Annotated in this window: 23 protein-coding genes and 1 tRNA gene; 12 read left to right on the top strand and 12 right to left on the bottom strand. The window is 58.0% G+C overall.

What is annotated here, in order from left to right; translation table 11 throughout:
* Positions 1-466 precede the first annotated feature (466 nt).
* Positions 467-1,369: a lipid kinase YegS gene (gene yegS, locus GFN93_RS16560; protein ID WP_328594837.1), complete on the bottom strand. Its 903-nt coding sequence runs from the start codon at positions 1,367-1,369 to the stop codon at positions 467-469.
* Positions 1,362-2,333: a DUF4382 domain-containing protein gene (locus GFN93_RS16565; RefSeq protein WP_194285842.1), complete on the bottom strand. Its 972-nt coding sequence runs from the start codon at positions 2,331-2,333 to the stop codon at positions 1,362-1,364. Before GFN93_RS16565 ends, yegS begins: the two co-directional genes overlap by 8 nt.
* 231 nt (positions 2,334-2,564) lie before the next feature.
* Between GFN93_RS16565 and GFN93_RS16570 the strand changes: the two genes are divergently transcribed.
* Together GFN93_RS16570 and GFN93_RS16575 are read left to right on the top strand one after the other, a co-directional pair.
* The gene (locus GFN93_RS16570) at positions 2,565-2,792 is read left to right on the top strand and encodes a DUF2061 domain-containing protein (RefSeq protein WP_153502420.1); all 228 of its coding nucleotides are present in this window, start codon (positions 2,565-2,567) and stop codon (positions 2,790-2,792) included.
* A 173-nt stretch (positions 2,793-2,965) separates the two neighbouring features.
* The gene (locus GFN93_RS16575) at positions 2,966-3,529 is read left to right on the top strand and encodes a TetR/AcrR family transcriptional regulator (protein ID WP_235902106.1); all 564 of its coding nucleotides are present in this window, start codon (positions 2,966-2,968) and stop codon (positions 3,527-3,529) included.
* Between the two features lie 7 nt (positions 3,530-3,536).
* Here the strand turns inward: GFN93_RS16575 and GFN93_RS16580 are convergent, their stop codons facing one another.
* From GFN93_RS16580 to GFN93_RS16605, 6 genes are all read right to left on the bottom strand, one after another.
* Complete coding sequence (locus GFN93_RS16580; protein WP_153502422.1) at positions 3,537-4,337, bottom strand: class I SAM-dependent methyltransferase; 801 nt, start codon at positions 4,335-4,337, stop codon at positions 3,537-3,539.
* A gap of 9 nt (positions 4,338-4,346) precedes the next feature.
* Entirely contained in the window at positions 4,347-4,913 is a 567-nt protein-coding gene (locus tag GFN93_RS16585; protein ID WP_153502423.1) for a TetR/AcrR family transcriptional regulator, read from the bottom strand.
* Between the two features lie 24 nt (positions 4,914-4,937).
* Positions 4,938-7,697 (bottom strand): valine--tRNA ligase, encoded by a 2,760-nt coding sequence (locus GFN93_RS16590; RefSeq protein ID WP_153502424.1) that lies wholly within the window; start codon positions 7,695-7,697, stop codon positions 4,938-4,940.
* 102 nt (positions 7,698-7,799) lie between these two features.
* Positions 7,800-8,132: a hypothetical protein gene (locus GFN93_RS16595; RefSeq protein WP_153502425.1), complete on the bottom strand. Its 333-nt coding sequence runs from the start codon at positions 8,130-8,132 to the stop codon at positions 7,800-7,802.
* A 29-nt stretch (positions 8,133-8,161) separates the two neighbouring features.
* Positions 8,162-8,581 (bottom strand): DNA polymerase III subunit chi, encoded by a 420-nt coding sequence (locus GFN93_RS16600; RefSeq protein ID WP_153502426.1) that lies wholly within the window; start codon positions 8,579-8,581, stop codon positions 8,162-8,164.
* A gap of 66 nt (positions 8,582-8,647) precedes the next feature.
* Positions 8,648-10,117, bottom strand: coding sequence for a leucyl aminopeptidase (locus GFN93_RS16605; protein ID WP_153502427.1), 1,470 nt, complete (start codon positions 10,115-10,117; stop codon positions 8,648-8,650).
* A 243-nt stretch (positions 10,118-10,360) separates the two neighbouring features.
* Here GFN93_RS16605 and lptF point away from each other — a divergent pair, with 243 nt between their 5' ends.
* From lptF to secF, 10 genes are all read left to right on the top strand, one after another.
* Complete coding sequence (gene lptF, locus GFN93_RS16610; RefSeq protein ID WP_328594839.1) at positions 10,361-11,482, top strand: LPS export ABC transporter permease LptF; 1,122 nt, start codon at positions 10,361-10,363, stop codon at positions 11,480-11,482.
* Positions 11,479-12,540, top strand: a complete 1,062-nt coding sequence (gene lptG, locus GFN93_RS16615) for an LPS export ABC transporter permease LptG (protein ID WP_153502428.1) — start codon at positions 11,479-11,481, stop codon at positions 12,538-12,540. The genes lptF and lptG overlap by 4 nt, the downstream gene beginning before the upstream one ends.
* Position 12,541: 1 nt before the next feature.
* Positions 12,542-13,252, top strand: a complete 711-nt coding sequence (locus tag GFN93_RS16620; protein WP_153502429.1) for a PP2C family protein-serine/threonine phosphatase — start codon at positions 12,542-12,544, stop codon at positions 13,250-13,252.
* Positions 13,253-13,292: 40 nt separating this feature from the next.
* Positions 13,293-13,379, top strand: a tRNA-Leu gene (locus GFN93_RS16625).
* 73 nt (positions 13,380-13,452) lie between these two features.
* Positions 13,453-13,926 carry an RDD family protein gene (locus tag GFN93_RS16630; protein WP_153502430.1) on the top strand — a complete coding sequence of 158 codons (474 nt, stop codon included), beginning with the start codon at positions 13,453-13,455 and terminating at the stop codon, positions 13,924-13,926.
* An 86-nt stretch (positions 13,927-14,012) separates the two neighbouring features.
* Positions 14,013-15,080, top strand: coding sequence for a tRNA preQ1(34) S-adenosylmethionine ribosyltransferase-isomerase QueA (gene queA, locus GFN93_RS16635; RefSeq protein ID WP_328594866.1), 1,068 nt, complete (start codon positions 14,013-14,015; stop codon positions 15,078-15,080).
* Between the two features lie 101 nt (positions 15,081-15,181).
* On the top strand, positions 15,182-16,294 hold the full coding sequence (gene tgt, locus GFN93_RS16640) for a tRNA guanosine(34) transglycosylase Tgt (RefSeq protein ID WP_153502525.1): 1,113 nt from the start codon (positions 15,182-15,184) through the stop codon (positions 16,292-16,294).
* 19 nt (positions 16,295-16,313) lie between these two features.
* A complete protein-coding gene (gene yajC, locus GFN93_RS16645) occupies positions 16,314-16,676 on the top strand; it encodes a preprotein translocase subunit YajC (RefSeq protein WP_235902108.1) in 363 nt (120 codons plus the stop codon).
* Positions 16,677-16,752: 76 nt separating this feature from the next.
* On the top strand, positions 16,753-18,633 hold the full coding sequence (gene secD, locus GFN93_RS16650; RefSeq protein ID WP_153502431.1) for a protein translocase subunit SecD: 1,881 nt from the start codon (positions 16,753-16,755) through the stop codon (positions 18,631-18,633).
* Between the two features lie 12 nt (positions 18,634-18,645).
* Positions 18,646-19,569: a protein translocase subunit SecF gene (gene secF / locus GFN93_RS16655; protein ID WP_235902109.1), complete on the top strand. Its 924-nt coding sequence runs from the start codon at positions 18,646-18,648 to the stop codon at positions 19,567-19,569.
* Between the two features lie 211 nt (positions 19,570-19,780).
* Here secF and GFN93_RS16660 read toward each other — a convergent pair whose 3' ends face one another.
* The 4 genes from GFN93_RS16660 to GFN93_RS16675 form a co-directional block, all read right to left on the bottom strand.
* Entirely contained in the window at positions 19,781-20,986 is a 1,206-nt protein-coding gene (locus tag GFN93_RS16660) for a pyridoxal phosphate-dependent aminotransferase (RefSeq protein WP_153502432.1), read from the bottom strand.
* Between the two features lie 116 nt (positions 20,987-21,102).
* Entirely contained in the window at positions 21,103-22,509 is a 1,407-nt protein-coding gene (locus GFN93_RS16665) for an amidase (protein ID WP_153502433.1), read from the bottom strand.
* A gap of 57 nt (positions 22,510-22,566) precedes the next feature.
* Positions 22,567-23,559 (bottom strand): D-2-hydroxyacid dehydrogenase, encoded by a 993-nt coding sequence (locus GFN93_RS16670; RefSeq protein WP_153502434.1) that lies wholly within the window; start codon positions 23,557-23,559, stop codon positions 22,567-22,569.
* A gap of 170 nt (positions 23,560-23,729) precedes the next feature.
* Positions 23,730-24,977 carry an aspartate aminotransferase family protein gene (locus tag GFN93_RS16675; protein WP_153502435.1) on the bottom strand — a complete coding sequence of 416 codons (1,248 nt, stop codon included), beginning with the start codon at positions 24,975-24,977 and terminating at the stop codon, positions 23,730-23,732.
* Between the last annotated feature and the right edge of the window lie 11 nt (positions 24,978-24,988).

Here is a 24,988-nt window from a genome sequence, read left to right on the forward strand (position 1 = left end):
ATCGCCGATGGTAGTGTGGGGTCTCCCCATGTGAGAGTAGGTCATCGTCAGGCTCTTAAATAAACAAAAGGCCCCCGTTGCTAACGCAACGGGGGCTTTTTGTTATTGGGGGTTGTGTGGAATGTGCGGGTTGAGGGTCGAGGAGTGAACCGCTGCTCGTCTCTGGCACTTCCACTAGCCTGGCGGGCTACACGCCCTCTGCCGTCGCCGTTAGCCATGCCGACCAGCACAGGAGTGCCGGCGCTAAAGTCACGGTATGCAAGGTTGGGCTGTTCCGGATGTTCGGAAGTTAGAAAGCGCTTGGTCGATACGCAGGACAGTGATGACCGCTGCCGGCTGACTCCTTGCGAGATGGTGGAGTTGTACCGGGGTGTGGGAAGTGACATGGTCGCCGCTGTGGTCTGAAAGCTGCGTTGCGTTCGTGAGCGAGTGACTCATTCTGCCCTGCGCGTCAGCACCCCAGTGCTCACTCTAATAGTGGGCTTTTCTCCGGCAAGTGGATCGCCAGCCTGTTCTGGATTACCTTGATGTCGAATCTTGTATCCTTTAGAGGTTCACCATCAAGATTGAAATGCATTGGGGAAGGGGTTTCGACGATGAGCTCGTTGACTCTGGCGCGAATGAATAGCCCTTTCTGCTCTGTGTCGTTCCTGCCACCACTGTCAAACAGCTCCCTGACGCCGGCGAGCAAATCCATGTTGGCCGGCAGGATAGCCACGTCCAGTAGGCCATCATTGATGAGGGCATCAGGACAAAGTTGTTGCCCCCCGCCCGCCTGGCGCCCATTGCCCAGACCTGCGGCAAGAAACTCGCCTTCCCACTCGAAATCGTTGCCACGGAAATGGCCTTTTGCTGACTGGATCTCGGTGAACTTGCTGATTCCGGTAAGAAAGTAGGCTGCGCCACCAAGCAGACTTTTCAAATCTTCAGACGTCTGGGTGGTGACTTCGGTGCCGAACCCTCCAGTCGCCATGTTGAGAAAATATTGATCATTAATCTGGACGCAATCGCATGGCACGGCGGGTTGATCGAGAAGATTCAGTGCGTCTTCCGGAGGCTCAGGAATGCCCGCCGCGGTTGCGAGATCGTTGGCGGTTCCCAGGGGGAGAATGGCAAGTCGGAGATCATTCCGGCCACTATTCATCATGGCGTTCAAGACATCTCTTACCGTGCCATCTCCACCTGCGGCAATAAAACTGCGGGATCCTGAATCGAGCCCCTCATTGACGTACCGTTCTACGTCCCCGGCTTCCCAGGTAACGCGAACAGCAATATCGGTACCCGCATTGCGCCGGGCCATGACCGCCCGACGCAATACTTCGTTGCTGGCCTGTTTGCCATGCAAGATTAACCAGTGCTCATTATTCACTGGCGATGACCGGTGGCTCTTCCGGCAGGTCAGCGGTTTCGGTCTTATTCTCTGTTACCGTCACATTGCGCTGCGCGGGGAATATCAGGGCGTCGTCGTTTTCCGGATTATCATCCAGTGCCTGACAGGTAAACGCTACTGTGTAGCTCCCTGCGGGAACAAAGCCGATTTCATAGGTGTAGCTATCTGTTTCTGCGTCATAGACCACATTGGCGGTAGTGACGGGGTTATTGCTGTCAGCCGGTTCACCCTGGGCGTCGAGATAAACATCTCCGGCAGTCGCGTCAGTGCCGCTGTAGAGGTAGACCGCATTACCCTCCAGTGTGTCGGCTTCCATTACAGAGGTGCAGCTGGCGTCCTCAATGAGTGCGTCAGAGATTGTGCCAGTGATGGCGCCTACGGTGCTGTTATCAACCATGCGAATGGCCGGGCGCAACAGGTAGTAATCCTTGTTGGTTGGCTTGGTGATGGCCCGGCGCAGGTCCACATCCAGAGTGAAGCTGACTTCACCGCCAACGGGCACCACAAAGCCGCTGACCAACTGAACATGACGGACTTTCTCGTTGCCACTCTGTTGTCCTGGCACATAGAGCGGATACTGGCCACTCATGTCATCTACAACGTAGGTGTTGTTGTCGCCACTGAGTACATGCAGGCGGATCCAGTTGTAGCGACCGGCCGGTACCTCAGTGGGGGGAAGGACCGCTGTCGACAGAGTGCCCTGCAGATCCAGCAGGTTGTCGACGATCAGTGGTTCATCGAGCTCAAGATAGATCCGCTCGCCATCGGCGGGTTTGAGGGAAATACCGGGAATGGTCAGATGAACCTGTTGCAGATCATCGGCAGGAGCGTCAGTCATGGAAAACGCGACTTCCCCTGTCTGGGGGGCGTTATTGCTGTCTGAGCTGCCGCCACAGGCACTGAGAAGAGCGGTGGCGGCCACAAGAGCGATGTACTGTTTCATTGGAATCTCCCTGTTTGTCATGGATTGATCCCAGCTTATCTGCGTGCGATGAAGATTTCGGCGACGGGCCGCAGGACTTTACAACTATTAACATGTGGATGCTCAAGAGTGTGTGCAAGCGCAACAATCCTGGCCCGGATTGCCTGGCTCTATCATTGCGATAGCGCAATAGAGTTTCTTGATGGCAGTGACGTTGATGATAATTGTTATCAACACCAAGAGGCGGTCATCATGGTCAAAACAGTCAGCTTTGCTGCAGTGCACTTTTCGGTCGCGTTTGCCGTTGTCTGGGCGATGACGGGTGATTGGAGGGTAGGTGGGCTTACGGCGCTGATTGAGCCCTGTATCAATACGGTGGCTTACCACTTCCATGAAAAAGTATGGAAGGGGCGCGACAAAGGGCAATCCCTGAACAAAATGGTCATGTCAGAGGATAAACTCAGTGTTTACTCGGCATAACCCGTTGGTTAAGCTTGCAGCAAGTATACATTTTCAGGGGTGGGTGTCAGGTGCAAAGTCGAAGCAGTGACATAGATGCAATTCGTCAAGTAGTGAATCAGGTGCTCGAAGTTCACGCTCGTGAGGAAGGTTCGCAGCGTTCCCAAGCGAGAGCCGAGATTCTTATTCACTCCATGCAGGTATTTGCTCAGCGAGGCTTGCAGCGCACCACTGTTCAGCATCTGCTGGATGCATCGGATGTGTCCCGGCGCACCTTCTACAAATACTTTCGCAACAAGATGGATGTGCTAGAAAGCATTTACAGGATCTTTGTGGACAACATGCTTTTGCACTTTCATAAGGAAGTGAAGCAAGCCGGTTCCGCTAACGACATTATCCGTAATACCACCAAGGTGTACTTTGAATACCATGTCAGCATGGGGCCGATCATCAAGTTGATGATGGAGGAGGCTCGCTCATCCACGTCGGCACTGGCTCCGCATCGCATGCGTGCCCAAAGCATCGCATCGGAAGTACTTACCGCCCAGATCAGCCGGTTTACCGGGAGGGATTACGATCCCCTGGTATTCCGTACCATGCTGTGGATGTTGGAGAACTACTCCTTGTACATCTTTGATGACGGCGGTTTTTCCCAGGAGCGCCTTGAGCAATGCCAGCGCGTGGCCATTGGTATTGCTGAATCTCTGGTGCTGGGTGAAGTCACTCCCGGCATGCTTGAGCGGCAAGCCGCGTCCTGAGCTGTAACTATTCCGGTTTGACGAATTTCAGTGTCATGCGATCGCTTTCGCCGATCGCCTGATAGGTTTCACGGTCCTGGTCACCCAGCCGTAATGTTGGAGGCAGGCTCCACACCCCGGCTGGATGGTTGGTCTGATCTTTTGGGTTGGCGTTAATTTCCGAGCGCGCTACCAGTTTGAAGCCCGCTTTTTCCGCCTGCTCAATAACATACCCCTCGCTCATGTAGCCTGTCTCGATCTGTCTGGACAGTGGCCGCACTTCGGGAGCTCTGTGTTCAACCACACCGAGAATGCCACCGGGTTTCAGCGCTTCAAAAAAACTGGCAAAAACAGCCTCCGCCTTACCGGCCTTGGCCCAGTTATGTACGTTGCGGAAGGTGAGCACCCTGTCCACAGTGCCGGCAGGTGCAATGGCTGTGTATGCGGGGGGATTCAGTGCCGTGATGCGGACGTGATCATAAACCTCAGGGTGGCTGGCGAGCTTTTCCTTAAAGCGGGTGACCGCGCGGCGAAAGAAGGCAATGTCACTGTCTTCAGGAAATTGAGCCGCGTAGTAAGTGCCGGACTCATAAAGGTAGGGGGCAAGCAGGCTGGTATACCATCCTCCCGCACCCGGCCAGATTTCCACCACCGTCATATTTTGCTGCACATCGAAGAACCGCAAGGTCTCAACAGGATGGCGGTAGATGTCACGGCTTTTTTCTTCAGCGCTGCGGTGTGGTGCATCCAGAAGAGCCTGGAGTGGGTCTGCGTGAAGTGAAGAAATATTCAGGCACAGTAGCAGGGCCAAAACAAAAGTGATTCGCATGATCTCGTCCTATCTGAGGCCGCGGATCAACACCTTCATGTAATCGGCGGCTTGTTCTTCCAGACTGCCTGAGCCTGTCAGCGCCCAGGTATAAGTGGTTCCAATCACCAGATTGACCATCATCAGGATGGTATCGCGTGTAGGCAAGGCTACAAAGTAGCCATCCTTGCGGAGTTCGTTGAAAAACGCCTCGGCCACCGGCAGGTTTTGCTCGATAAGAGCCAGATACTGGCGCTGGATGTCGCCCATGAAGTCACCCGCTTCCTGGATCAGCACCCGGCTAAAGGCCTGATTCTGTTCCAGATAGCGGGCCACCTTGCGACACAGGTTTTCCAGCCGCTGCAGTGGCGATACCACGCTCATCAGCTCGCACAAGACGATGTCGCGGATGTCGTTGAGGTTTTCTTCAACGATGGTGAGTAGCAGAGCTTCCTTGGAGGCGAAGAACTTGTAGATGGTGGCCTTGCCCACCGCCGCTTGTTCCGCGATGGTTTTCACCTCGGCGGTGCGGAAGCCTTCGCGGGCGAAGACCTCCTGGGCGGCAACGAGAATGCGGGCGCGGCGCGGGTCATCCATGACTCAATTCCTGTTTCCTGGTGATTACAGGTATTTGATCTTTTCGAGCTGTTCTTCCAGCTTGGCGAGCTGGGAACGATAGTCATCAAGCTTGGCCTTTTCCTTGTCGACCACGGCTTGCGGCGCCTTGTCGGCAAAGTTCGGGTTCTTCAGCTTGCCTTCTGCGCGGCCGACTTCTTTACGTAACTTGTCGATCTCCTTGCCAAGGCGCTCGATCTCCGCTTCCTTGTCAATCAGACCGGCCATGGGCACCAGTATCTCCATGTCGCCCACCAGCGCGGTGGCAGAGGCGGGAGCGGAATCTTCCGGCGTCAGCCAGGTAATGGATTCCAGTTTGGCCAACTTGCTGAGGAAGCGACGGTTGGCGTCCAGCAAGGCCTTGTCGCTGTCCTTGCCATTGTGCAGATACAGAGGTAGCTCTTTGCCCAGCGGGATGCCCATCTCGCCACGGATGTTTCGCACCGCCGTGATCACGCTCTTGATCCAGGCAATGCCGGTTTCGGCTTCGCTGTCGATCTGCTCCTGCTGGGCAGCCGGGAAGGGCTGCAGCATGATGGTGTCGCCCTGCTTGCCGGCCAGCGGCGCGATGCGCTGCCAGATCTCTTCACTGATGAAAGGCATGAAGGGGTGGGCCAGGCGCAGGATGGCTTCCAACACCCGCACCAACGTACGGCGGGTGCCACGCTTCTGGGCTTCGGAATAATCGTCGCTGTACAGCACGGGCTTGGACAATTCCAGGTACCAGTCGCAGTACTCGTTCCAGATGAACTCGTAAGCGGCGTGGCTGGCCACGTCGAAGCGGAAGCTGTCGAGGGCTTCGCTGACTTCCTGTTCGGCACGCTGCAGGGCTGAGATGATCCAGCGATCGGCGATGGACAGTTCCACGTCATCGTTGAGTCCGCAATCTTGACCCTCAGTGTTCATCATCACATAACGGGCTGCGTTCCAGATCTTGTTGCAGAAGTTCCGGTAGCCTTCGATGCGGCCCATGTCCCACTTGATGTCACGTCCGGTGGAGGCCAGCGACAGAAAAGTAAAACGCAGTGCATCGGTGCCGTAGGCGTTGATGCCGTCAGGGAAATCCTTGTGTGTACGCTTGGTGATCTGCTTTTCTTTCTGCGGTTGCATCAAGCCCTTGGTGCGCTTTTCCACCAGGTCTTCCAGCTTGATGCCGTCGATCATGTCCAGCGGGTCCAGCACGTTGCCCTTGGATTTGGACATCTTCTGGCCGTCGTTGTCACGTACCAAGCCATGTACATAGACCTTCTTGAAGGGCACTTCGCCGGTGAACTTGAGTGTCATCATGATCATTCGGGCAACCCAGAAGAAAATGATGTCGAAACCGGTGACCAGCACGTCGGTGGGGTGGAAGGTACGAAGGGCGTCGGTATCCTCCGGCCAGCCGAGAGTAGAGAAGGTCCACAGGGCGGAACTGAACCAGGTATCCAGTACGTCGTCGTCCTGGCTCAGGGGAATGTCGCCCAGGTTGTTGTCGGCGCGCACTTCTTCTTCGGTGCGGCCCACGTAGACATTGCCGTCGGCGTCGTACCAGGCCGGGATGCGGTGGCCCCACCACAGCTGACGGGAGATACACCAGTCCTGCAGGTCGCGCATCCAGGAGAAGTACATGTTTTCGTAGTTTTTGGGCACGAACTGGATGTCGCCATTTTCCACGGCGGCAATGGCCGGCTTGGCCAGTTCTTCCACGGCCACAAACCACTGATCCGTCAGGTAGGGCTCGATGATGACGCCGGAGCGGTCACCACGGGGCACCTGAAGGGTATGGTCGGCGACTTTTTCCAGCAGACCGAGGGCGTCCAGGTCGTCGACCACTTTCTTGCGGGCCTCGACGCGGTCGAGGCCTTGGTAGGCTTCCGGTACTTCGTCGTTCAATGCCGCATCGATGGTCAGGATGTTGATCATCGGCAGGTCGTGGCGCTTGCCCACTTCGTAATCGTTGAAGTCGTGGGCCGGGGTGATTTTCACGCAGCCGGAACCGAAGTCCGGGTCCACATAATCGTCGGCAATAATGGGGATGTCGCGGTCGGCCAGCGGCAGGCGAATGGTCTTGCCGATCATGTCCTTGTAGCGCGGATCTTCCGGGTGCACCGCCACAGCGGTATCGCCGAGCATGGTCTCGGGGCGAGTAGTGGCGACCACCAAATGGCCGGAGCCGTCGGACAGCGGATAGCGGAAGTGCCACATGTGGCCCTGTTCTTCCACGTTTTCCACTTCCAGATCAGAAATGGCGGTGTGCAGTTTCGGATCCCAGTTGACCAGGCGCTTGCCACGATAGATCAGGCCTTCCTTGTGCAGGCGCACGAACACTTCGCGCACGGCATTGGACAGGCCGTCATCCATGGTGAAGCGTTCACGGGTCCAGTCCACGCTGGCGCCCATGCGGCGCAGCTGACGGGTAATGGTGCCGCCGGATTCGCCTTTCCACTCCCAGACTTTCTCCAGGAATTTCTCCCGGCCCAGTTCGTGGCGGTTGGTGCCTTCGCCGGCCAGTTTGCGCTCTACTACCATCTGGGTGGCAATGCCGGCGTGGTCGGTACCCACTTGCCACAGGGTGTTGTGGCCTTGCATGCGACGGTAGCGCACCAGGGTGTCCATGATGGTGTCCTGGAAGGCGTGGCCCATGTGCAGGCTGCCGGTCACATTGGGTGGCGGGATCATGATGCAAAAAGAATCGCCCTGGCCGGAGGGTTTGAAGTGTCCTGCCTTTTCCCAGGTTTCGTACCAGGATTGCTCAATGCGATCGGGTTGGTAAGTCTTGTCCATGATCAGCGCCTGTTGCCTGAAGAGGTTGCCTGCAAAAATGAGGGCGAATTATAACGAAGCCGGGCGGCGACGTCGCGCCCTGAAGATGGGGAAGGGGGTGGCTCAGTTCTTGCGGCGCAGCGCGTCGCGCAGACGCAGGCGCAGGGCTTTTTCCAGCTTGGGCAGGGCTTCTTCGACGAGGCTGTCCACGATACGGTCGATCTCGGCACTGCCCAGTTGCTGTGCGGGGCGAGGTGCCGGTGATGGAGTTGGGGGTGTGGCGCCCGGGCTCAGGAAGGGGTTGGCTCGTTCGCTGGCCAGTTTGCGGATCTGGTCACTATCCAGTGCGCCACCGGTTTTTGTGGCGGCAGACGATTCCATATCATCAAGCAGGGACTGGATATCACCCAGTTCCCGAAGCAACGCCTGCTTGCGTGATTCGCGATCGTCGTTCATGCCTGTGATCCTGAAGGGGCGGCGATGGCTCAGCCCAGTTCGTGAGTGGTGACGGGGAATCCGCGCTCACGGTAAAACCGAAAGCGCTGGCGTCCGGCCTGTCTCTCATTGTCTGCCCCGCTGATCATTTCCGCCACCCTTTGGAAGCGAGAAGCGAAATCCGGCACTTGATCGGTCAGGTTGATCAGCACATCGTGATGTTCGCCGGGGTCCGGGCCGTGGCCCAGAATGACAGGGGCCTGACCTTCGCTATGCAGGGCGTGGGGCAGGAAGCCCGTCTTGGGAGATTGCCAGAAATCATGGTCCAGCTGACGTGCATGGGCCTCATTCTGGCAATGAACATAAACCAGACGGCCCTGTTTCAGGGCTTTGTCGGCAATGCGCCAGGCCAGGGCCTGACGCACACCGTCGCCAACCTTGCTGCTTAGATAGAATGTTACTTCGGTCATGAGAACGCTCGCACACAACACGCATCACGCAACACGCCTGAAGCGTGTCGCGTGGGGCGAGGCATATCAGGCCAGATCCATCAAATAGCGGGTCAGCATGGGAACCGGGCGGCCAGTGGCGCCCTTGCTCATGCCGCCACTGATCCAGGCGGTGCCGGCGATGTCCAGATGCGCCCATTTCACGTCCTTGGCGAAGCGGGACAGGAAGCAGGCCGCAGTGATGGAGCCTCCCTTGGGGCCGCCAATGTTTTGCATATCGGCGAAGGGGCTGTCCAGCTGGCTCTGGTATTCGTCCCACAGGGGCATGGGCCAGCCGCGATCGCCGGTGGCTTGTCCTGCATCGAGCAGGGCCTGACTGAGCGCGTCATCATTGGCGTAAACCGCCTGGGCGTGGGAGCCCAGTGCCACCACACACGCCCCGGTCAGCGTTGCGATGTCGATGACAGTGTGCGGTTTGTGCTTCTTCTGTACGTAGGTGAGGGCATCGCACAGTACCAGTCGGCCTTCGGCGTCGGTGTTGAGGATCTCCACCGTCTGACCTGACATTGTCTTGACGATGTCGCCGGGGCGGGAGGCACGGCCATCCGGCATGTTCTCGGCGGCGGCTACCACGGCAACCAGATGGATCGGCAGATCCAGCTCGCAGACCGTCTTGACGGTGCCAAACACGCTGGCGGCGCCGCCCATGTCATATTTCATTTCATCCATGTTGGCGCCGGGCTTCAGGGAGATGCCGCCGGTGTCAAACGTGATGCCTTTGCCAACCAGTGCCACCGGGCCCTGTTTGGTGGGCTTGGCACCTTTATATTCCATGACGATGATCTGGCCCTGGCGCTCGGAGCCCTTGGCTACGGCGATAAAGGCGCCCATGCCCATTTTCTCTGCCTGGGCCTGGCTGATGACTTTGACCGACAGCTTTTCATACTGCTTGGCCAGATCGCGGGCGACGCCACTGAGGTATTCGGGATAGCAGTCGTTGGGCGGAAGATTCCCCAGGTCGCGGGCCAGATTAACCCCGTCAGCGACGCCCTTGCCGGTCTTGTGCGCCTTGGTCAGCGCAGACTCTTTATCCGCATGCCAGAACGTCCATTTGGCCAGTTTATTGGCCGGGGCGGGCTTGCTGCGGTACTGATCGAAACGATAGCCACCTTCTTCTACCAGGCGGGCGCCTTCGCGAACCTGCCACTCCAGCGGTTGGGGCAGGGTGTCGTCCAGCAGCATCACTGCGTGCTTCACGGGCGCGGCGAGAATTGCTTTTACGATGGCTCGCAACAGGTTTTGCCACTGTTGGTCACTGGGCTGGCTGTCGCCAGTGCCGACCAGGAGAATGCGGTCAGCGGAGATGCCGGCAGGGTTGTGCACCCAGACGGTCTGACCCTTGCCGCCATTGAAGTCGCCCGCCTTGATCAGCGCGGTCAGCTGCTTGCCTGTTTCTTCAGGGAGTGCCGCGGGCAGGTCGTGTTTCTTGCCCATCGTCACAATCAGTGCATCCGCCTTTATCTTGTCCAGCGGGCGGTTTGTTGCTGCGAAATCCATGTTGTCTCCAATTCGGTGAGCTACTGCCAACATCACGAAATAGTGGGGCCTCTGCGCAGGAAACGCAATCGGGGGCGGGAAGCATTATCACCTTTGATGGCCTGTCAGTTACACTATGCCGAATTCTCCGCGGTCTCCGGTGTTGCGTGTTTGCCGGTGGCGGTTTTTTTCGAGCGGAGCGTACCCGTGCTGCAGGGAAGCCTGCCTTTATGAGCCGGGTACCTCTCATGCAGACAAGGACGAGTGGGCCGCCCCTTGATTCTTCATCGCTATATCAATCGACAACTCTTCATGACCACGGTCATGGTCACCTTTATTTTGGTGATGGTGCTGGTGAGTGGTCGTTTCATCAAATATCTGGCGGAAGCGGCGGCAGGTGAGATCGCTGCCGATGCGCTGTTCATGGTGATGGCATTCCGGATGCCGGAATTCCTGCAGATGATCGTTCCCCTCAGTCTGTATATCGGTCTGTTGCTGGTGCTTGGGCGCATGCACATGGATAACGAGATGGTCGTGCTGCAGGCTGGCGGCCAGGGCCATGGGCGGATTGTCCGCTCTCTGGTGGTGCCAGTACTGGTAGCCACGACGGTGGTGGGAATGTTTTCCCTGTATGTGACGCCCAGGGGGGATGCGGAAGTAACCCGTATCTTTGAAGAGCAGAAAGATCGCTCAGTGCTGGAGCTGCTTACGCCAGGGCGATTTCATGTGAAAGGTTCCCGTAATGCCCAACGTGCCACCTATGCCGAGCACCTTAATCGTGAAAAAGGGGTGCTCGAGAATGTGTTCGTGGCGGACGCCCGATTCGAGGGGCAGGGGGATGCCAATCGTCTGCTCACGGTGTGGGCGAAGAGTGGGAAGCTGGTGCTGGAAGATGGCATCAGCTATCTGCTGCTGACGGATGGTTTTCAATATCAGGGCAAACCCGGTCAGTTGAACTATCGTGAGATCGGTTTTGATGAGGCGCGGGTGCGCATCGGAGGCGAGAAATCAGATAGTCGCCCTCCGGAGGTGCGGGGACGTTCCACGCAGGAACTGGTGTCAGTGCGCAATGAAAACCAGGAGGCCATGGCAGAACTGCAATGGCGTATCTCGCTGATTCTGACTGTGCCGATCATGGCCCTGGCGGCGATTCCGCTGGCCAGGGTGAATCCGCGCCAGGGGCGCTTCTACCGACTGATACCTGCCGTGCTCGGTTACATGCTTTATGTGGGCATGCTGCTGGTGTGCCGCAGTGCCATTGAGGACCACCGGGGCGGGCCGTTGCCCTGGTATCTGCATATGGCCTGGATTCATCTGGTGGCCGCTATCACGGTGTTCCTGTTGTATTTCGGTGGGCGGATCTTCCGCAGGAGGGCCGCCGCATGACCTTGCTGAATCGCTATTTCTGGCGGGCCGTGCTGATACCCACCTTTGCCATTCTTGGCATCATCGTTGGGTTGGACTGCCTGTTTGGGTTTATCTATGAGCTGGAGGCCCTGCGCGGAGACTACCAGGTCTGGCAGGCGTTGCAGTTTATCCTGACCACCACGCCCCGGCGGGTCTATGAGTATCTGCCCATGGCTATCCTGCTGGGTACGCTGATTGGGCTGGGGCTGCTGGCCAATAGTGGTGAGCTGTCGGTGATCCGTGCTGCAGGGGTATCGACCTTGCGGGTCAGTTGGCTGGTGCTGCGCCCGGTATTGTTGATGATTGTCCTGTCCATTCCGCTGGGGGAGTATCTCACCCCCTACACGGAGCAGGTGGCCCAGAGTAATCGTTCCATGGCTGAAGGCGGTGGCGAAGCCTTGCGCTCCAAGTACGGCTACTGGCACCGGGAAGGAAAGGAGTTCATTCATATCAACGCGGTACAGCCGAACGGTGTGTTGTACGGCCTGACCCGCTACCGTTTCGATGAAGATCACAAGCTGCTGGAAACCCAGTTTGTTGAGCGCGCCATCTATCAGGGGGAGTTCTGGTCTCTGGAAGGGATCAGCGGTACCCGACTGACGGAAGAGCGTACCGAAACCTATCGCCAGGATAATGCGGAGTGGGAGACCCAGTTGACCCCGCAATTGCTCAGTATCGTGGTGCTCAAACCGGACAATCTGGCGCTGGCCAAATTGCTGGAATATACCACCTACCTGAAGAGGCAGGGCCTGGAAACCGCAGACTATATGCTCAGCTTCTGGCAGAAGCTGTTTATGCCCCTGGCCACCATCGGCATGGTCTTGATCGCGATCTCTTTCGTGTTTGGGCCCTTGCGGGAAGTGACGATGGGTTTGCGACTGACAGCAGGGATCGTTGCCGGCCTGATCTTCCATTACGGCCAGCAGTTCTTCGGCCAGCTGTCACTGGTTTTCCATACCGAGCCGCTGGTGGCGGCGGCTCTGCCGCCGGTGCTGTGCCTGATACTGGGCATCTGGCTGCTGCAGCGGGTGCGATAGGATGATCTGGCGGGGGCAGGGACGCACCCACAAGGGGCGGCGGGCAACCAATGAAGATGCTCTGGTGTGCCGTGACGGTGAGGGCCTGTGGGCGGTCATCGATGGCATGGGAGGGCATGAAGCTGGAGACCTGGCGGCGAGCATGGTGCGTGACAGCCTGGATTCTCTCTCTCTTGGCGGCGGGATCGCCCATCGCCTCGTCGCGGTCGAAACCGCGCTGCAAACCGTCAATCATGCCATTCGCCACCATGCTGCGATCAACATGCGCAGCAAGCCTATGGGCGCCACTGTGGTGGTGTTGCTGGTGTACCGGGGAGAGGCGGCGGTGATGTGGGCCGGTGACTCGCGCTTGTACCGCTACCACGACGATGCCATGGCCATGCTGACCCGTGACCATACCCCTGTGCAGGATTTGATGGATGCCGGCCAGCTTTCCGAGCAACAAGCCATGACCCACCCCCGCGCCAATGTGATTTACCAGGCCGTGGGCATTGGTGAAAAACTGCAGCTAGACCGAATCCGCTTTGAGCCGGACCCGCTGGCCCGTTTTCTGCTCACCAGCGATGGTATCCATTCGGTGCTGTCGGTAGAGGAGCTGGGCGCATTGATGCGCCACGGGGTGAGTGAGTCCGGTGTGCTCAAGGCGGCGCTGGACAGAGGCAGCAGGGATAATGTGACGGCATTAATTGTCGGTGCGGATCCGGAAGAATAACTGGAAAAGCCCGCGCGGGCTGGTATACTCGCGCCCCACTGCCAGAGTGGTGGAATTGGTAGACACGACGGATTCAAAATCCGTTGCCTTTGCGGGCGTGCCGGTTCAAGTCCGGCCTCTGGTACCAAACAATAAAAAAGCCCGCTTTTTGCGGGCTTTTTTATGTCCGATGCAGTGACGCCCAGGTTTCGGAGTCCATGATGAACGACTACGCCCCTCCCGCCGGTTTAATCAAACGCCTGATGGCGCTGGTCTATGATGGCTTCCTGATTATGGCCATGTGGTTTGTCACCGCGGGTATTTTTGTGGTGGTTTACCCGCATACCGGATTGCCCATGGAAGACATCAATGGCGTCACCCGAGCCTCGACTCATTACCTGCAAGTGATTCTGTTTCCTCTGCTGCTGTTGGAGACCTGGGCATTTTACGCCTGGTTCTGGATGCGTGGCGGGCAGACACTCGGGATGCGAGCCTGGCGATTGCAGGTGAGGGATTACCGTGGTGGCCCGGTGAAATTGTGGCAGACAGTTGCCCGCTTTGCGGCAGGGTGTGTGTCCTGGGCACTGTTTGGCGCCGGTTATCTGGTGGCGCTGGTGGAGCCGCATCAGACGTTGCATGACCGTTTGTCGGCAACGGCAACGGTGGTTCTGCCGAAGCAATCAAAGAAGCCCTGACACCCGCTTAGCGGGTTTGGGTGTTTTTTCCCCGCCAGATAGCAGGTATCCTTGCCGTCCCTTGAACTTCCGTGCCGGTACAGTACGTGAACGTCGACGATTTTGATTTTGAACTCCCCGATGGGCTGATTGCCCGCCATCCCCCCGTTGAGCGCCGTGATGCTCGCCTGCTGGCGTTGACCCGTGATGAATTGCGCCATCAGCAATTTCCGGATCTATTGGGACATGTGCGGCCGGGTGACCTGCTTGTCTTTAACGATACTCGAGTGATTCCTGCGCGCTTGTTTGGCCAGAAGGACAGTGGCGGCAAGGTCGAGGTGTTGATTGAGCGGGTAGTGGATGATCACGAGGCGCTGGCCCATGTGCGAGCCTCCAAATCGCCCAAGCCCGGCTCCTGGCTGCAGTTTGACCAGGGCGTGCGTGCCCAGGTGACTGGCCGCCGCGACGCCCTGTTTATTCTCCAGTTTCATGGTTGCGATACGTTGCTTGGGGCGCTCGAGCAGATTGGTCATGTGCCGTTGCCTCCTTATATCGACCGCCCGGATGAGGCCGGAGACATGGAGCGTTACCAGACGGTCTATGCCCGGGAGCCCGGTGCGGTCGCCGCTCCTACCGCAGGCCTGCACTTTGACGAGGCGATGCTGGCGGCACTGGAGCAGCACGGGGTTGATATTGGCTATGTGACGCTCCATGTAGGAGCAGGAACGTTTCAGCCGGTGCGGGTCGACAAGGTGGAAGACCACCACATGCACAGTGAGCGTTACCAGATCCCGGAATCGCTGGTGGAGCTGGTGGCAAAGACCCACGCCCGCGGAGGACGGATCGTGGCGGTGGGCACCACCGCACTGCGTGCGCTGGAGGCCGCCAGTCAATCCGGCAGCCTGCGGGCCGGTCAGGGGGAAACCGATATTTTCATCTATCCGGGTTACCAATTCCGGCTTGTGGAGTGTCTGCTGACCAATTTTCACCTGCCGAAATCGACCTTGCTGATGCTGATCAGCGCCTTTGCCGGTCGCGACCGGGTGATGGCGGCATATCAGGCCGCGATTGAGGCGCAGTATCGTTTCTTCAGCTACGGCGATGCGATGTTTATAGAAAGAATGCCGGAAGCTGGACGCCTGATGCCCGACGCTTCGGGTTCGGAGGGGGCATAAAGGTATGTTGCTTGCAGCAAGCGTGAAGGTTCCTGTTGTTTTTGTTTTTTCAGCGTCCGGCGTCAAGCGTCTGGCGTCAGGCGAGTAAATCCATGTCCCGAATGACCTTTCAGCTCAACACAACCGACGGCGCGGCGCGTCGGGGGCAGATTACCTTTCCGCGGGGCACCATTCAGACCCCGGCGTTCATGCCCGTGGGGACTTATGGCACGGTGAAGGGCATGCTGCCGAAAGATCTGGCCGATACTGGTGCCGAAATCTGTCTGGGCAATACCTTTCACCTGATGCTGCGCCCAGGCACGGAAGTGATCGAGGCCCATGGCTCGCTGCATGGGTTCATGCAGTGGGACAAGCCCATCCTGACCGACTCGGGCGGTTTTCAGGTGTTCAGCCTGGGTGAAATGCGCAAGATTTCCGAGCAGGGGGTCGTGTTCAAGAACCCCATCAATGGTGACAAGGTGGAGCTCACACCGGAGCGGGCCATGCAGGTACAGCGCTCTCTCGGCAGCGACATCTGCATGATCTTTGATGAGTGCACGCCGTTCCCGGCCACCGAGCAGCAGGCCCGTGATTCCATGGAGCTGTCGCTGCGTTGGGCACAGCGCTCCAAAGAGGCCCATGAGGGTAATGATGCGGCCTGTTTCGGTATCGTTCAGGGCGGCATGTACGACAACCTGCGCCGTGAGTCCCTTGCGGGTTTGGTGGAGATCGGATTTGACGGCTATGCCGTGGGTGGCCTCAGTGTGGGCGAACCCCAGGACGAAATGCTGCGCACTCTAGGCAATCTGACGCCGCACATGCCGGCAGATCGGCCCCGTTACCTGATGGGGGTGGGCAAGCCTGAGGATATCGTGGAAGCGGTGCGCCGGGGTGTGGACATGTTTGATTGTGTCATGCCCACCCGTAATGCACGCAATGGTCACCTGTTTACCTCGCAAGGGGTGATCAAGATCCGCAACGCCAAACATCGTCATGACCTTGCTCCACTGGAGCAAGGGTGTGACTGCTATACCTGCCAGCATTTCTCTCGCAGCTATCTGCATCATCTGGATCGCTGCAATGAAATGCTAGGCTCCCAGCTCAATACCATCCACAACTTGCGCTACTACCAGCGCCTGATGGCTGGATTGCGGGGGGCCATTGAAGGGGGTACATTGTCCGCCTTTGTGGACGACTTCTATGCCGCTCGGGGTGAACAAACCCCGGCGTTATGACTGTTTACTGGAGTAATCAATGAAAATCGCAATGCGTTCCCTGCTGGCTCTGCTGGCCTCTGCCCTGGTCTCTCCGGCATTTGCTGCGCCTGCAACACCGGCGGGTCCGGGTGGCGTCGAGCTGATCATGCTGGTCGTGATGATGGTCGTGTTTTATTTCTTCCTGATCCGTCCGCAGCAGAAGCGCGCCAAGGAGCACAAGAGCCTGGTGGAAAGCCTGAGCAAGGGTGATGAGGTCGTCACCAGTGGTGGCATCCTCGGCAAGATTGCCAAGGTCACGGATGAATTTGTGGTAGTGGAAATCAGCAACAACCTGGAAATCAAACTGCAAAAGCAGAGCATTCAGGCCACCTTGCCCAAAGGCACTATCAAGTCCATCTAAAAGAAGACTCAGCCCCGTCTTGCACGGGGCTTTTTCATTACACCGGACATAACCGGAATAAACACCGGAAAGAGCTATGACCCGCTATCCACGCTGGAAATTTTTCCTCCTTTTGGCCGCCCTGGTTGTTTGCGGTCTTTATGCATTGCCAAACCTTTATCCGGACGCTCCGGCCATTCAGATCAGTCACGCCGATGCAGGCGGTGAAGTCAACGAGATGACTCGCCAGCGCGTACTGAGCGCACTGGACACGGCCGGCCTCCAACATGGGCCCGGCGAAACGGTAGGGACTTCCCTTCTGGTGCGGCTCTCTGACACGGAAGCCCAGTTGCGCGCCAGAGAGCTGGCGTCCGAGACGCTGGGCGACAACTACGTGGTCGCGCTGAACCTGGCGGCAACCACGCCGGACTGGCTGCGCTCCATTGGTGCCAGCCCCATGAATCTGGGTCTCGACCTTCGTGGTGGGGTGCACTTCCTGCTGCAGGTGGATATGGATGCGGTGGTCTCCAGCCGTATGGAAGCCTGGGCTGGCAACGCCAAGTTGACCCTGCGTGATGCCGGTGTGCGTTACCGTAATGTGGATGTGGATGGCACTACGCTGACCGTCACCTTTGCCGATCAAGTTGCTGCGGATGCCGCCCGTGCACCGCTACGCCAGGCGCTGGACAAGTTCACCATGAAGCCTGCCGGGGACGGCCCGGAAACGGTGCTGGTCCTGAATGACAGCGCCCTCAAGGAAATGCAGGATTATGCGGTGGATCAGAACCGTACCGCCTTGAACAAGCGCGTCAACGAGCTGGGTGTGGCAGAAGCGGTCGTGCAGCGTCAGGGTGCGGATCGCATTGTGGTACAGCTGCCGGGTATTCAGGATGCCTCTCAGGCGCGCCGTATTCTTGGCCGTACAGCCACCCTGGAGTTCCGCCTGGTGGACAACGGTGTGTCTGCTGCGCGTCTGCGTACCGGTATGGCTCCTCCCGGGCTGGAGTTCTTCCCGTTCAAGGGGCAGGAAGGCCGCATTGTTGCACTGAACAAGTCCAAGATTGCTACCGGTGATCAGGTGATCGATGCGCGTATGGGTTTCGATCAGCAATCGGGTTCCCCGGAAGTGAACGTGACGCTGGATGCCGATGGCGCCAAACGGATGCAGCGCATTACCGGCAAGAACGTGGGTAACCCCATGGGCGTTTTGTTTATCGAAACCAAAACCGATGTGAAGAAGGTGGAAGGTGACGATGGCAAGATGATGGACAAAATGATCAGTACCACGGACAAGTACGTGATCAACGTGGCGACCATTCAGGATACCCTCGGCAGCCGCTTCCGTATTACCGGACTTGATAATCCTGCTGAAGCCTCTGAATTGGCCCTGCTGCTGAGAGCTGGCTCCCTGGCCGCACCGGTAAGTATTGTCGAAGAGCGCACCGTGGGGCCAAGCCTGGGTGCAGAGAATATCGAAGCGGGTCTCAAGTCCATGGCCCTGGGACTGGCGCTGGTGCTGGTATTCATGATCGCCTGGTACAAGCTGTTTGGCATCATCGCCAATGTGGCGCTACTGGGTAACCTGGTCATCATCATCGGTATCATGTCCCTTATCCCCGGCGCGACCCTGACCCTCCCGGGCATTGCCGGTATCGTTTTGACCGTCGGCATGGCGGTGGATGCCAACGTGCTGATCTTCGAGCGAATCAAGGAAGATCTGCGCCGTGGTCTCAATCCACGTCAGGCTATTGAAGAAGGGTATGCCCGTGCGTTCACGACCATTCTGGATGCCAATATCACCACCTTGATTGTGGCTGTCATCCTGTTTGCGGCGGGTACAGGCTCGGTACAGGGCTTCGCGGTGACACTGTTTATCGGCATTCTGACCTCCATGTTTACGGCTATCATCGGTACCCGTGCCATGGCGGAAATGATTTATGGTCGTGGTGCCCGGGCACCGGCGAAACTGAGTATTTAAGGCGGTGATGCGATGAGTAAAGCAACCATGAACATCAATTTTATGGGTGCCCGCAAACCGCTGGGTATCCTCTCCTTGTTGCTGGTGGTCGCCTCGGTGGTACTGCTGGTGACCCGAGGTCTTAACCTGGGCCTGGATTTTACAGGCGGCACCACTGTGGTAGTGAAAAGCCCGGTCGATGTGGAGCTGTCTCAGGCCCGTGCGGATCTGGCAGCATCCGGTTTCACTGATGCCGTGGTGCAGCATTACGGCTCACCCAAGGAAGTGAATGTGCGTGTAGCTCCCAAGGATGGGGCCAACGCGGATGAAGTCGGTTATGACGTTTTCGCTGCCTTGAAGCTGCACAATGAAGAGCTGGAACTACTGAAGGTGGAGTTCGTCGGTCCCCAGGTGGGCGATGAGTTGCGCGATGAGTCTGGTACCGCCATGTTGCTGGCGCTTGGCCTGATGATGATTTATGTCTGGTTCCGCTTTTCCAACAAGTTTGGCGTCGCTACGGTGGTCGCATTGTTCCATGATGTGATTATCGTGCTGGGTATCTTTTCTCTCGTGCAGTGGCCGTTCGACCTCACGGTACTGGCCGCGGTGCTGGCCTTGATCGGTTACTCGCTCAATGACTCGATTGTTGTGGCGGACCGTATCCGGGAAGATTTCCGCAATTCCCGCCAGAATGAACCTGAAAAAATTATCAATAGTGCGGTGAACGCGACCTTCAGCCGAACGATCAACACCTCCCTGACGACCTTGCTGGTGCTGGTGGCGTTGTATTTCTTTGGTGGCGAAGTGATGCGCGCCTTCTCCGAAGCGCTGTTGGTCGGCGTGTTTGTCGGTACCTATTCCTCGATCTATGTGGTCAGCAATATCCTGTTCATGATGAAAGTGAGCAAGGAAGACTTCCTGATTCCTGAGCCGGAAGAAATCGAGGAAATGCCATAAGAGCAGTTAACAGTGAAAAATTAATAGTTAACAGCGAAAACCAAAAAAGCCGCGATTCGTTCGCGGCTTTTTTGGTTTTGGGGTTTCTGTAGGACCCGCTTGCAGGCGATTGTTGTTGGGAGGTGTAAGTAGCGAGGTACGAGTAACGAGATTCGAAGAGGAAAAGCGGATTTTGATTTTCGTTACTCGCAACTCATTACTCGCTTCTGGTTCACGAGAAATTCTGCTTTTTCATCCACGGAATAATTCGTTCGAAGGCTTCCTCGATCTGGTCCAGTGAGGTGGAGTAGCTGATCCTTAACGCGCTTTTTCCAGCCTCCCCAAAGGTATCACCGGAGATGGTGCAGACGCCGGTTTCTCGTAGCATCTTCAAGGCCACATTGGCGCCGTCCACGCCTTCGGGGAGCGAGGGGAACAAATAGAAGGCGCCTTCCGGACGGTAGCCGGTGAGGTGCGGGGTTTGCTCCACCAGTTCCACCAAGCGGTTCCGGCGTTGCTGGTACTCTTCCACCATGCTGTCGATAAACTGGTTGCTGCCGCGCAGGGCCGCCACGCCAGCCCACTGGCAGGGGGTGTTGGCCACGGTAGTGGTGAACATGTGATAGCGGCGCAGTTTCTTGATGGCGCCCTGGCTGCCAATCAGCCAGCCTATCCGCATACCAGCCATGGAAAAGGTTTTGGAGAAGCTGCTGATCACCATGACATGGTCCAGATCTGAGCAGCAGGACAACACACTGGGGTATTCGCGGCCATCGTAGATCAGGTGGTCATACACCTCGTCACTGATCACATGGATGCCCCGGTAGGCAGCCTCCTCAACAATGGCTTCCACGGTTTCACGCGGGTAAATGGTGCCGGTAGGGTTGCTCGGCGAATTGAGCACCACCGCAAAGGTATTCGGTCCCATGGCATCGATCACTTCTTGGGGATCCAGCTGGTGATTGTTCTCTGCCCGCGTGGCGATGCTCTTTACCGTACCGCCATTCATGCGGATCAGCGGACCGTATAGCATGAATGACGGGTCCGGGACGATAAACTCCCGCCCCGGTGCGGAAGTAGCCGTGAGCGCCAGGTAAATCGCCTCGGTGGCGCCGGTGGTAATCATCAGATTTTCGGGGGAAAGCGCCCGGCCATAACGTTGACTGTAATAGTCTGATAGCGCCTCCAGGAGCTCTGGCAGGCCGGCATCCATGGTGTAGCCGGTTTGTCCTGCATTCAGGGCATCGACGCCGGCCTGGATCACGTGGCTTGGCGGCTTGAAATCCGGCTGGCCGATGGACAGGTGGATCACATCCTCCATGTCCGCCGCCAGATTCACCATGCGACGAATGCCGGGGACCGGAATGGTAAGCAACGCCGGATTCCAGATCGGGTCTTCGCTTTCGTAGAAATCCGTGTCCAGATTGATATTGCCCATTCTGTTCTCCTTTCCTGAAAAACCCTGTGCGCGAGAGCGTGAGTTGGGGTGCCAAACTCGTTACTTGCTTCTTTCCAAGGTTATCGCGGTGCTGACGAGGTAACCGCGATAATGGTTTATTCCTGCAGCATTGGCGGCAGGTGCACGAAGGGTTGTGCCTGTTCGAAGGCATGGCCGGCAGCCAGTACCCGGGCGTCATCAAATCGGGCGCCGACAATCTGCAACCCCATGGGTAACCCGTTGCTGTTCAGCCCCATGGGCACGGACAGGGCGGGTTGGCCCGTCATGTTGAAGGGGTAGGTAAAGGGCGTCCATGTGGGCCAGCGGGTGCTGGGCCAGTCCTTCGGCACTTCGCGATTGGTATCAAACGCCTCCAGCGGAAGGGTGGGGGTGATCAACAGGTCAAACTTGGTATGGAACACCGCCATTCGCTCGCTCACCGCCATGCGTTCATTCATGGCCCCCAGATAGTCCAGCATGCTGAGTTTCTCCGCCTTGCTGGCCACTTCCACCAGAGCCGGATCCATCAGGCTGCGTTGACGGTCGCCCAGGTCGCGCATGGCATTGGCGGCACCGCTGTAGAACAGGTGGCTGAAGGCGGCTAGCGGGTTGCTGAAGCCGGGATCCGCTTCGCTCACGACTGCGCCGAGTGCTTCGAAAACCTTGGCGGCCTCTTTGAAGGCCTTGTCGATTTCGGGGGCCACATCCACGTAGCCCAGGTTTGGGCTCATGGCAATCTTGAGCCCTTTCATGGGCTGGTGCAGTTCATGCACATAATCGATACGGCGGCGTGGCGCCGCGAGGCTGTCACGTGGGTCTGCTTCCGTCAGCACGTTCATCATCAGCGCCGCGTCGGCCACGGTGCGAGTCATGGGGCCGGCATGGGCCAGTGTGCCAAAGGGGCTGGCAGGCCAGTGCGGGACTTCGCTGAAGGTGGGTTTATGGCCAACAATGCCACAGAAGCCAGCAGGGATGCGGATGGAGCCACCGGCATCGGTGCCCAGGGCCAGTGGGGCCATGCCTGCGGCCACTGCGGCGGAGCTGCCGCCACTGCTGCCACCGGCGGTCTTGCTCGGGTCCCAGGGGTTATTGGTGTGGCCGCACAGGGGGCTGTCGGTGATCCCTTTCCAGCCGAACTCGGGGGTAGTCGTCTTGCCAAGAGGAACATAGCCATGCCGCTCCAGAGCGGCCACGGCCGGGGACCGCTTGTTCATTGTCGATTCTGGATCAATGGTTTTGGAGCCCTTTACAGTGGGCCACATGGGTGTAAGGAACACATCCTTGACTGCGACAGGTACGCCATCCAGCAAGCCTTCCGATGTCCCATCCTGGTATCGCTGCTCGGATTCCCGGGCCCAGTGGAGGGTGGTCTCCCGGTCGATCAGGCACCAGGCATTCAAGGTGTCGTCGTGCTTTTCAATATGGTCCAGCAGGCTGGAACAGACTTCCACCGGCGATAGCGCACCGGTCTGGTAAGCGGCTTTGAGCGCCTGGGCACTCATGGTCAATAGTTCCTTGCTCATCGGCATCCTCCTGGTTCGATACAAACCCTGGTTGCGAGAGCCGGAGATGCTGACGTGTCAGGCGTCCGGCGTCGGGCCTCCAGCATTACTTACATATCCATGTTCCTTGCTGACAGGGTTCACGAGCGGTTCCCCCTTTTGCCAGCGTTGAAAATTATCGGCAAATTGTTGGCCCAGAGCTGTTCGCCAACCGATAAAATCGCCGGCCATGTGAGCCGAGATCATCACGTTGGGCTGGTCCCACAAGGGGTGATCGGCAGGCAGTGGTTCTTCCTCAAAGACGTCCATTGCTGCGCCACCCAGTCGCCCACTTCGCAGCGCAGCAAGCAGGGCCTCGGTCTGCACAATAGGACCGCGGCCTACATTCACCAGGGTCGCGCCAGGCTTCATTCGCAGGAACTGGTCGGCATCAAACAAACCTTCGGTGTCCGGAGTCAGTGGCGCGGTAATAATGACGGCGTCCGCGTCCGGGAGCAGCGTGGGTAGATCCTGTTGGGCATAGACTTTTTCAAAGGCTGAATCTTCACGGGCATGACGTGCTGTTCCACTCACCCGGACACCCAGAGCCCCCAGCAGGGTTGCGACCTCTCGGCCGATGGAGCCGGCACCGACCACCACGACCCGGCTGCCGCGAAGCAAGCCTGTCTCCCTGTGTTGCCAGCGATGCTCCTTCATCAATGCAAGATTGGTGAGGGTATCCTTGGTAAACATCAGTAGGGCGCCCAACACATATTCGGCAATGCCACGATCAAAGATGCCACGGGCATTGGTGACGACAATATCGCTGTGACGAATCGGGTCGATCATGAGGGCATCAACTCCGGCACTGGTGGCATGTACCCAACGAACCGGGCAATTGTTTGGCCAGACGTCGGCCAGCATCCCGGTACGAAAATCGGTTACCACCAGGATGTCGGTCACCGGCAACGCCGCTTCCAGCTCAGACCTTGTTCGGGCCTCACGCACCTCGGCCTGGCCGGAGAGCGAGTCCAGGCCTGGCAGGCTGGGTTCGTCTTCGGCGAGCAGGACGGTGATGGTGGGTTGTGTCATTGGGGCTCCTTGATTTTAGTTGCAAGTTTCAAGTTGAAAGTTGCAACGCGGATTAATGTTGATGGACTGTTTTGGCTTTGAGTCCGCGACCAGATCTTGAGCGCGGGTATGGAGCCTGAAATCCAGAAACGTCTTCACCGCGTTGCAACTTGAAACTTGTAACTTGCAACTCAGGTTTCTTTTAATGCGGCTTCGAAAAGCGCGACCGCCTGTTCGATTTCCGCTTCGGTGACGGTCAGGGGCGGCAGCCATCGCACCACTTGTCCCTGGCTGCCGCAGCGCAGCATCAGCATGCCGTTTTGTTCACAGTGTTTGAGAATACGCGCAGCCCGATCGCCGTCGGGAGTATGGGGGGCGCTGACCATTTCCACGCCCAGCATCAGGCCGGCGCCGCGTATTTCGTCGATGCAATCATGCTCTTTTTGCAAACCTTCAAGGTGGTCTCGCAGTTGGGCGCCCAGCTTTTCGGCGCGAGCCACCAACTGTTCTTCCTCAATCACGTCCAGCGTTGCCAGCGCCGCCGCACAGGCAACCGCATTGGCACCATAGGTGCCACCCTGCGATCCGGGATAGCCGTGATTCATGAGCTCCTTGCTGGCGGCAATCGCCGATAGGGGGTAGCCGCTGGCGAGCCCCTTGGCAGTAATGATCATGTCCGGTTTTACGCCATAGTGTTCATGGCTCCAGAACTTTCCGGTGCGACCATAGCCGGCCTGAATTTCATCAGCGATCAACAGGATGCCGTGTTTATCGCAGCGCTCTCGCAAGCCTTTCATGAAGGCTTCAGTCGCGGGGTAATAACCGTACTCTCCCTGAACGGGCTCGATGATCATGGCGGCGGTGTCTGCCGGATTGCACTCGGTGGCAAAGATATGATCCAGCTCATGCAGGCAGGCCGCGACGCACTCGTCCATGTCCTGGTTGTAGCGATAGGCATGGGGGAACGGGGCAATGCTGACCCCGGCCATCAGTGGCTGCCAACCGGTTCTGACCTTGCTGGTCGAGGTGGTCAGCGAGGCGGCGGCGAGGGTGCGACCGTGGAAGCCGCCGCGAAAGGCAATCAGGTTGGTGCGCCCGGTGGCCTGTCTTGCCAGCCGCACTGCCGCTTCAACGGATTCGCTCCCTGAGTTGGAAAAGGCGACCGCATCCAGTCCTTGTGGAAGGTGGTTATAGAGGCGATCGGTGAGCGCCAGCATGTTGGGATGAGTGACAGTGGCGTACTGGGCGTGAACCAGCTTGGCGACTTGCTCCTGGGCTGCTGCTACCACTTTGGGGTGGCAGTGCCCGGTGGCGGTGACACCGATGCCGGAAGTGAAGTCCAGCCAGCGGTTGCCGTCGTGGTCATAGAGCCAGCTACCTTCGCCGCGCTCCGCACATATGCCGCTGGACTGTACCAGCAGGGGGGACAGATGACTCATGGCGCCTCCTT

It is taken from the genome of Alcanivorax sediminis (assembly GCF_009601165.1).
Lineage (GTDB): Bacteria > Pseudomonadota > Gammaproteobacteria > Pseudomonadales > Alcanivoracaceae > Alcanivorax > Alcanivorax sediminis.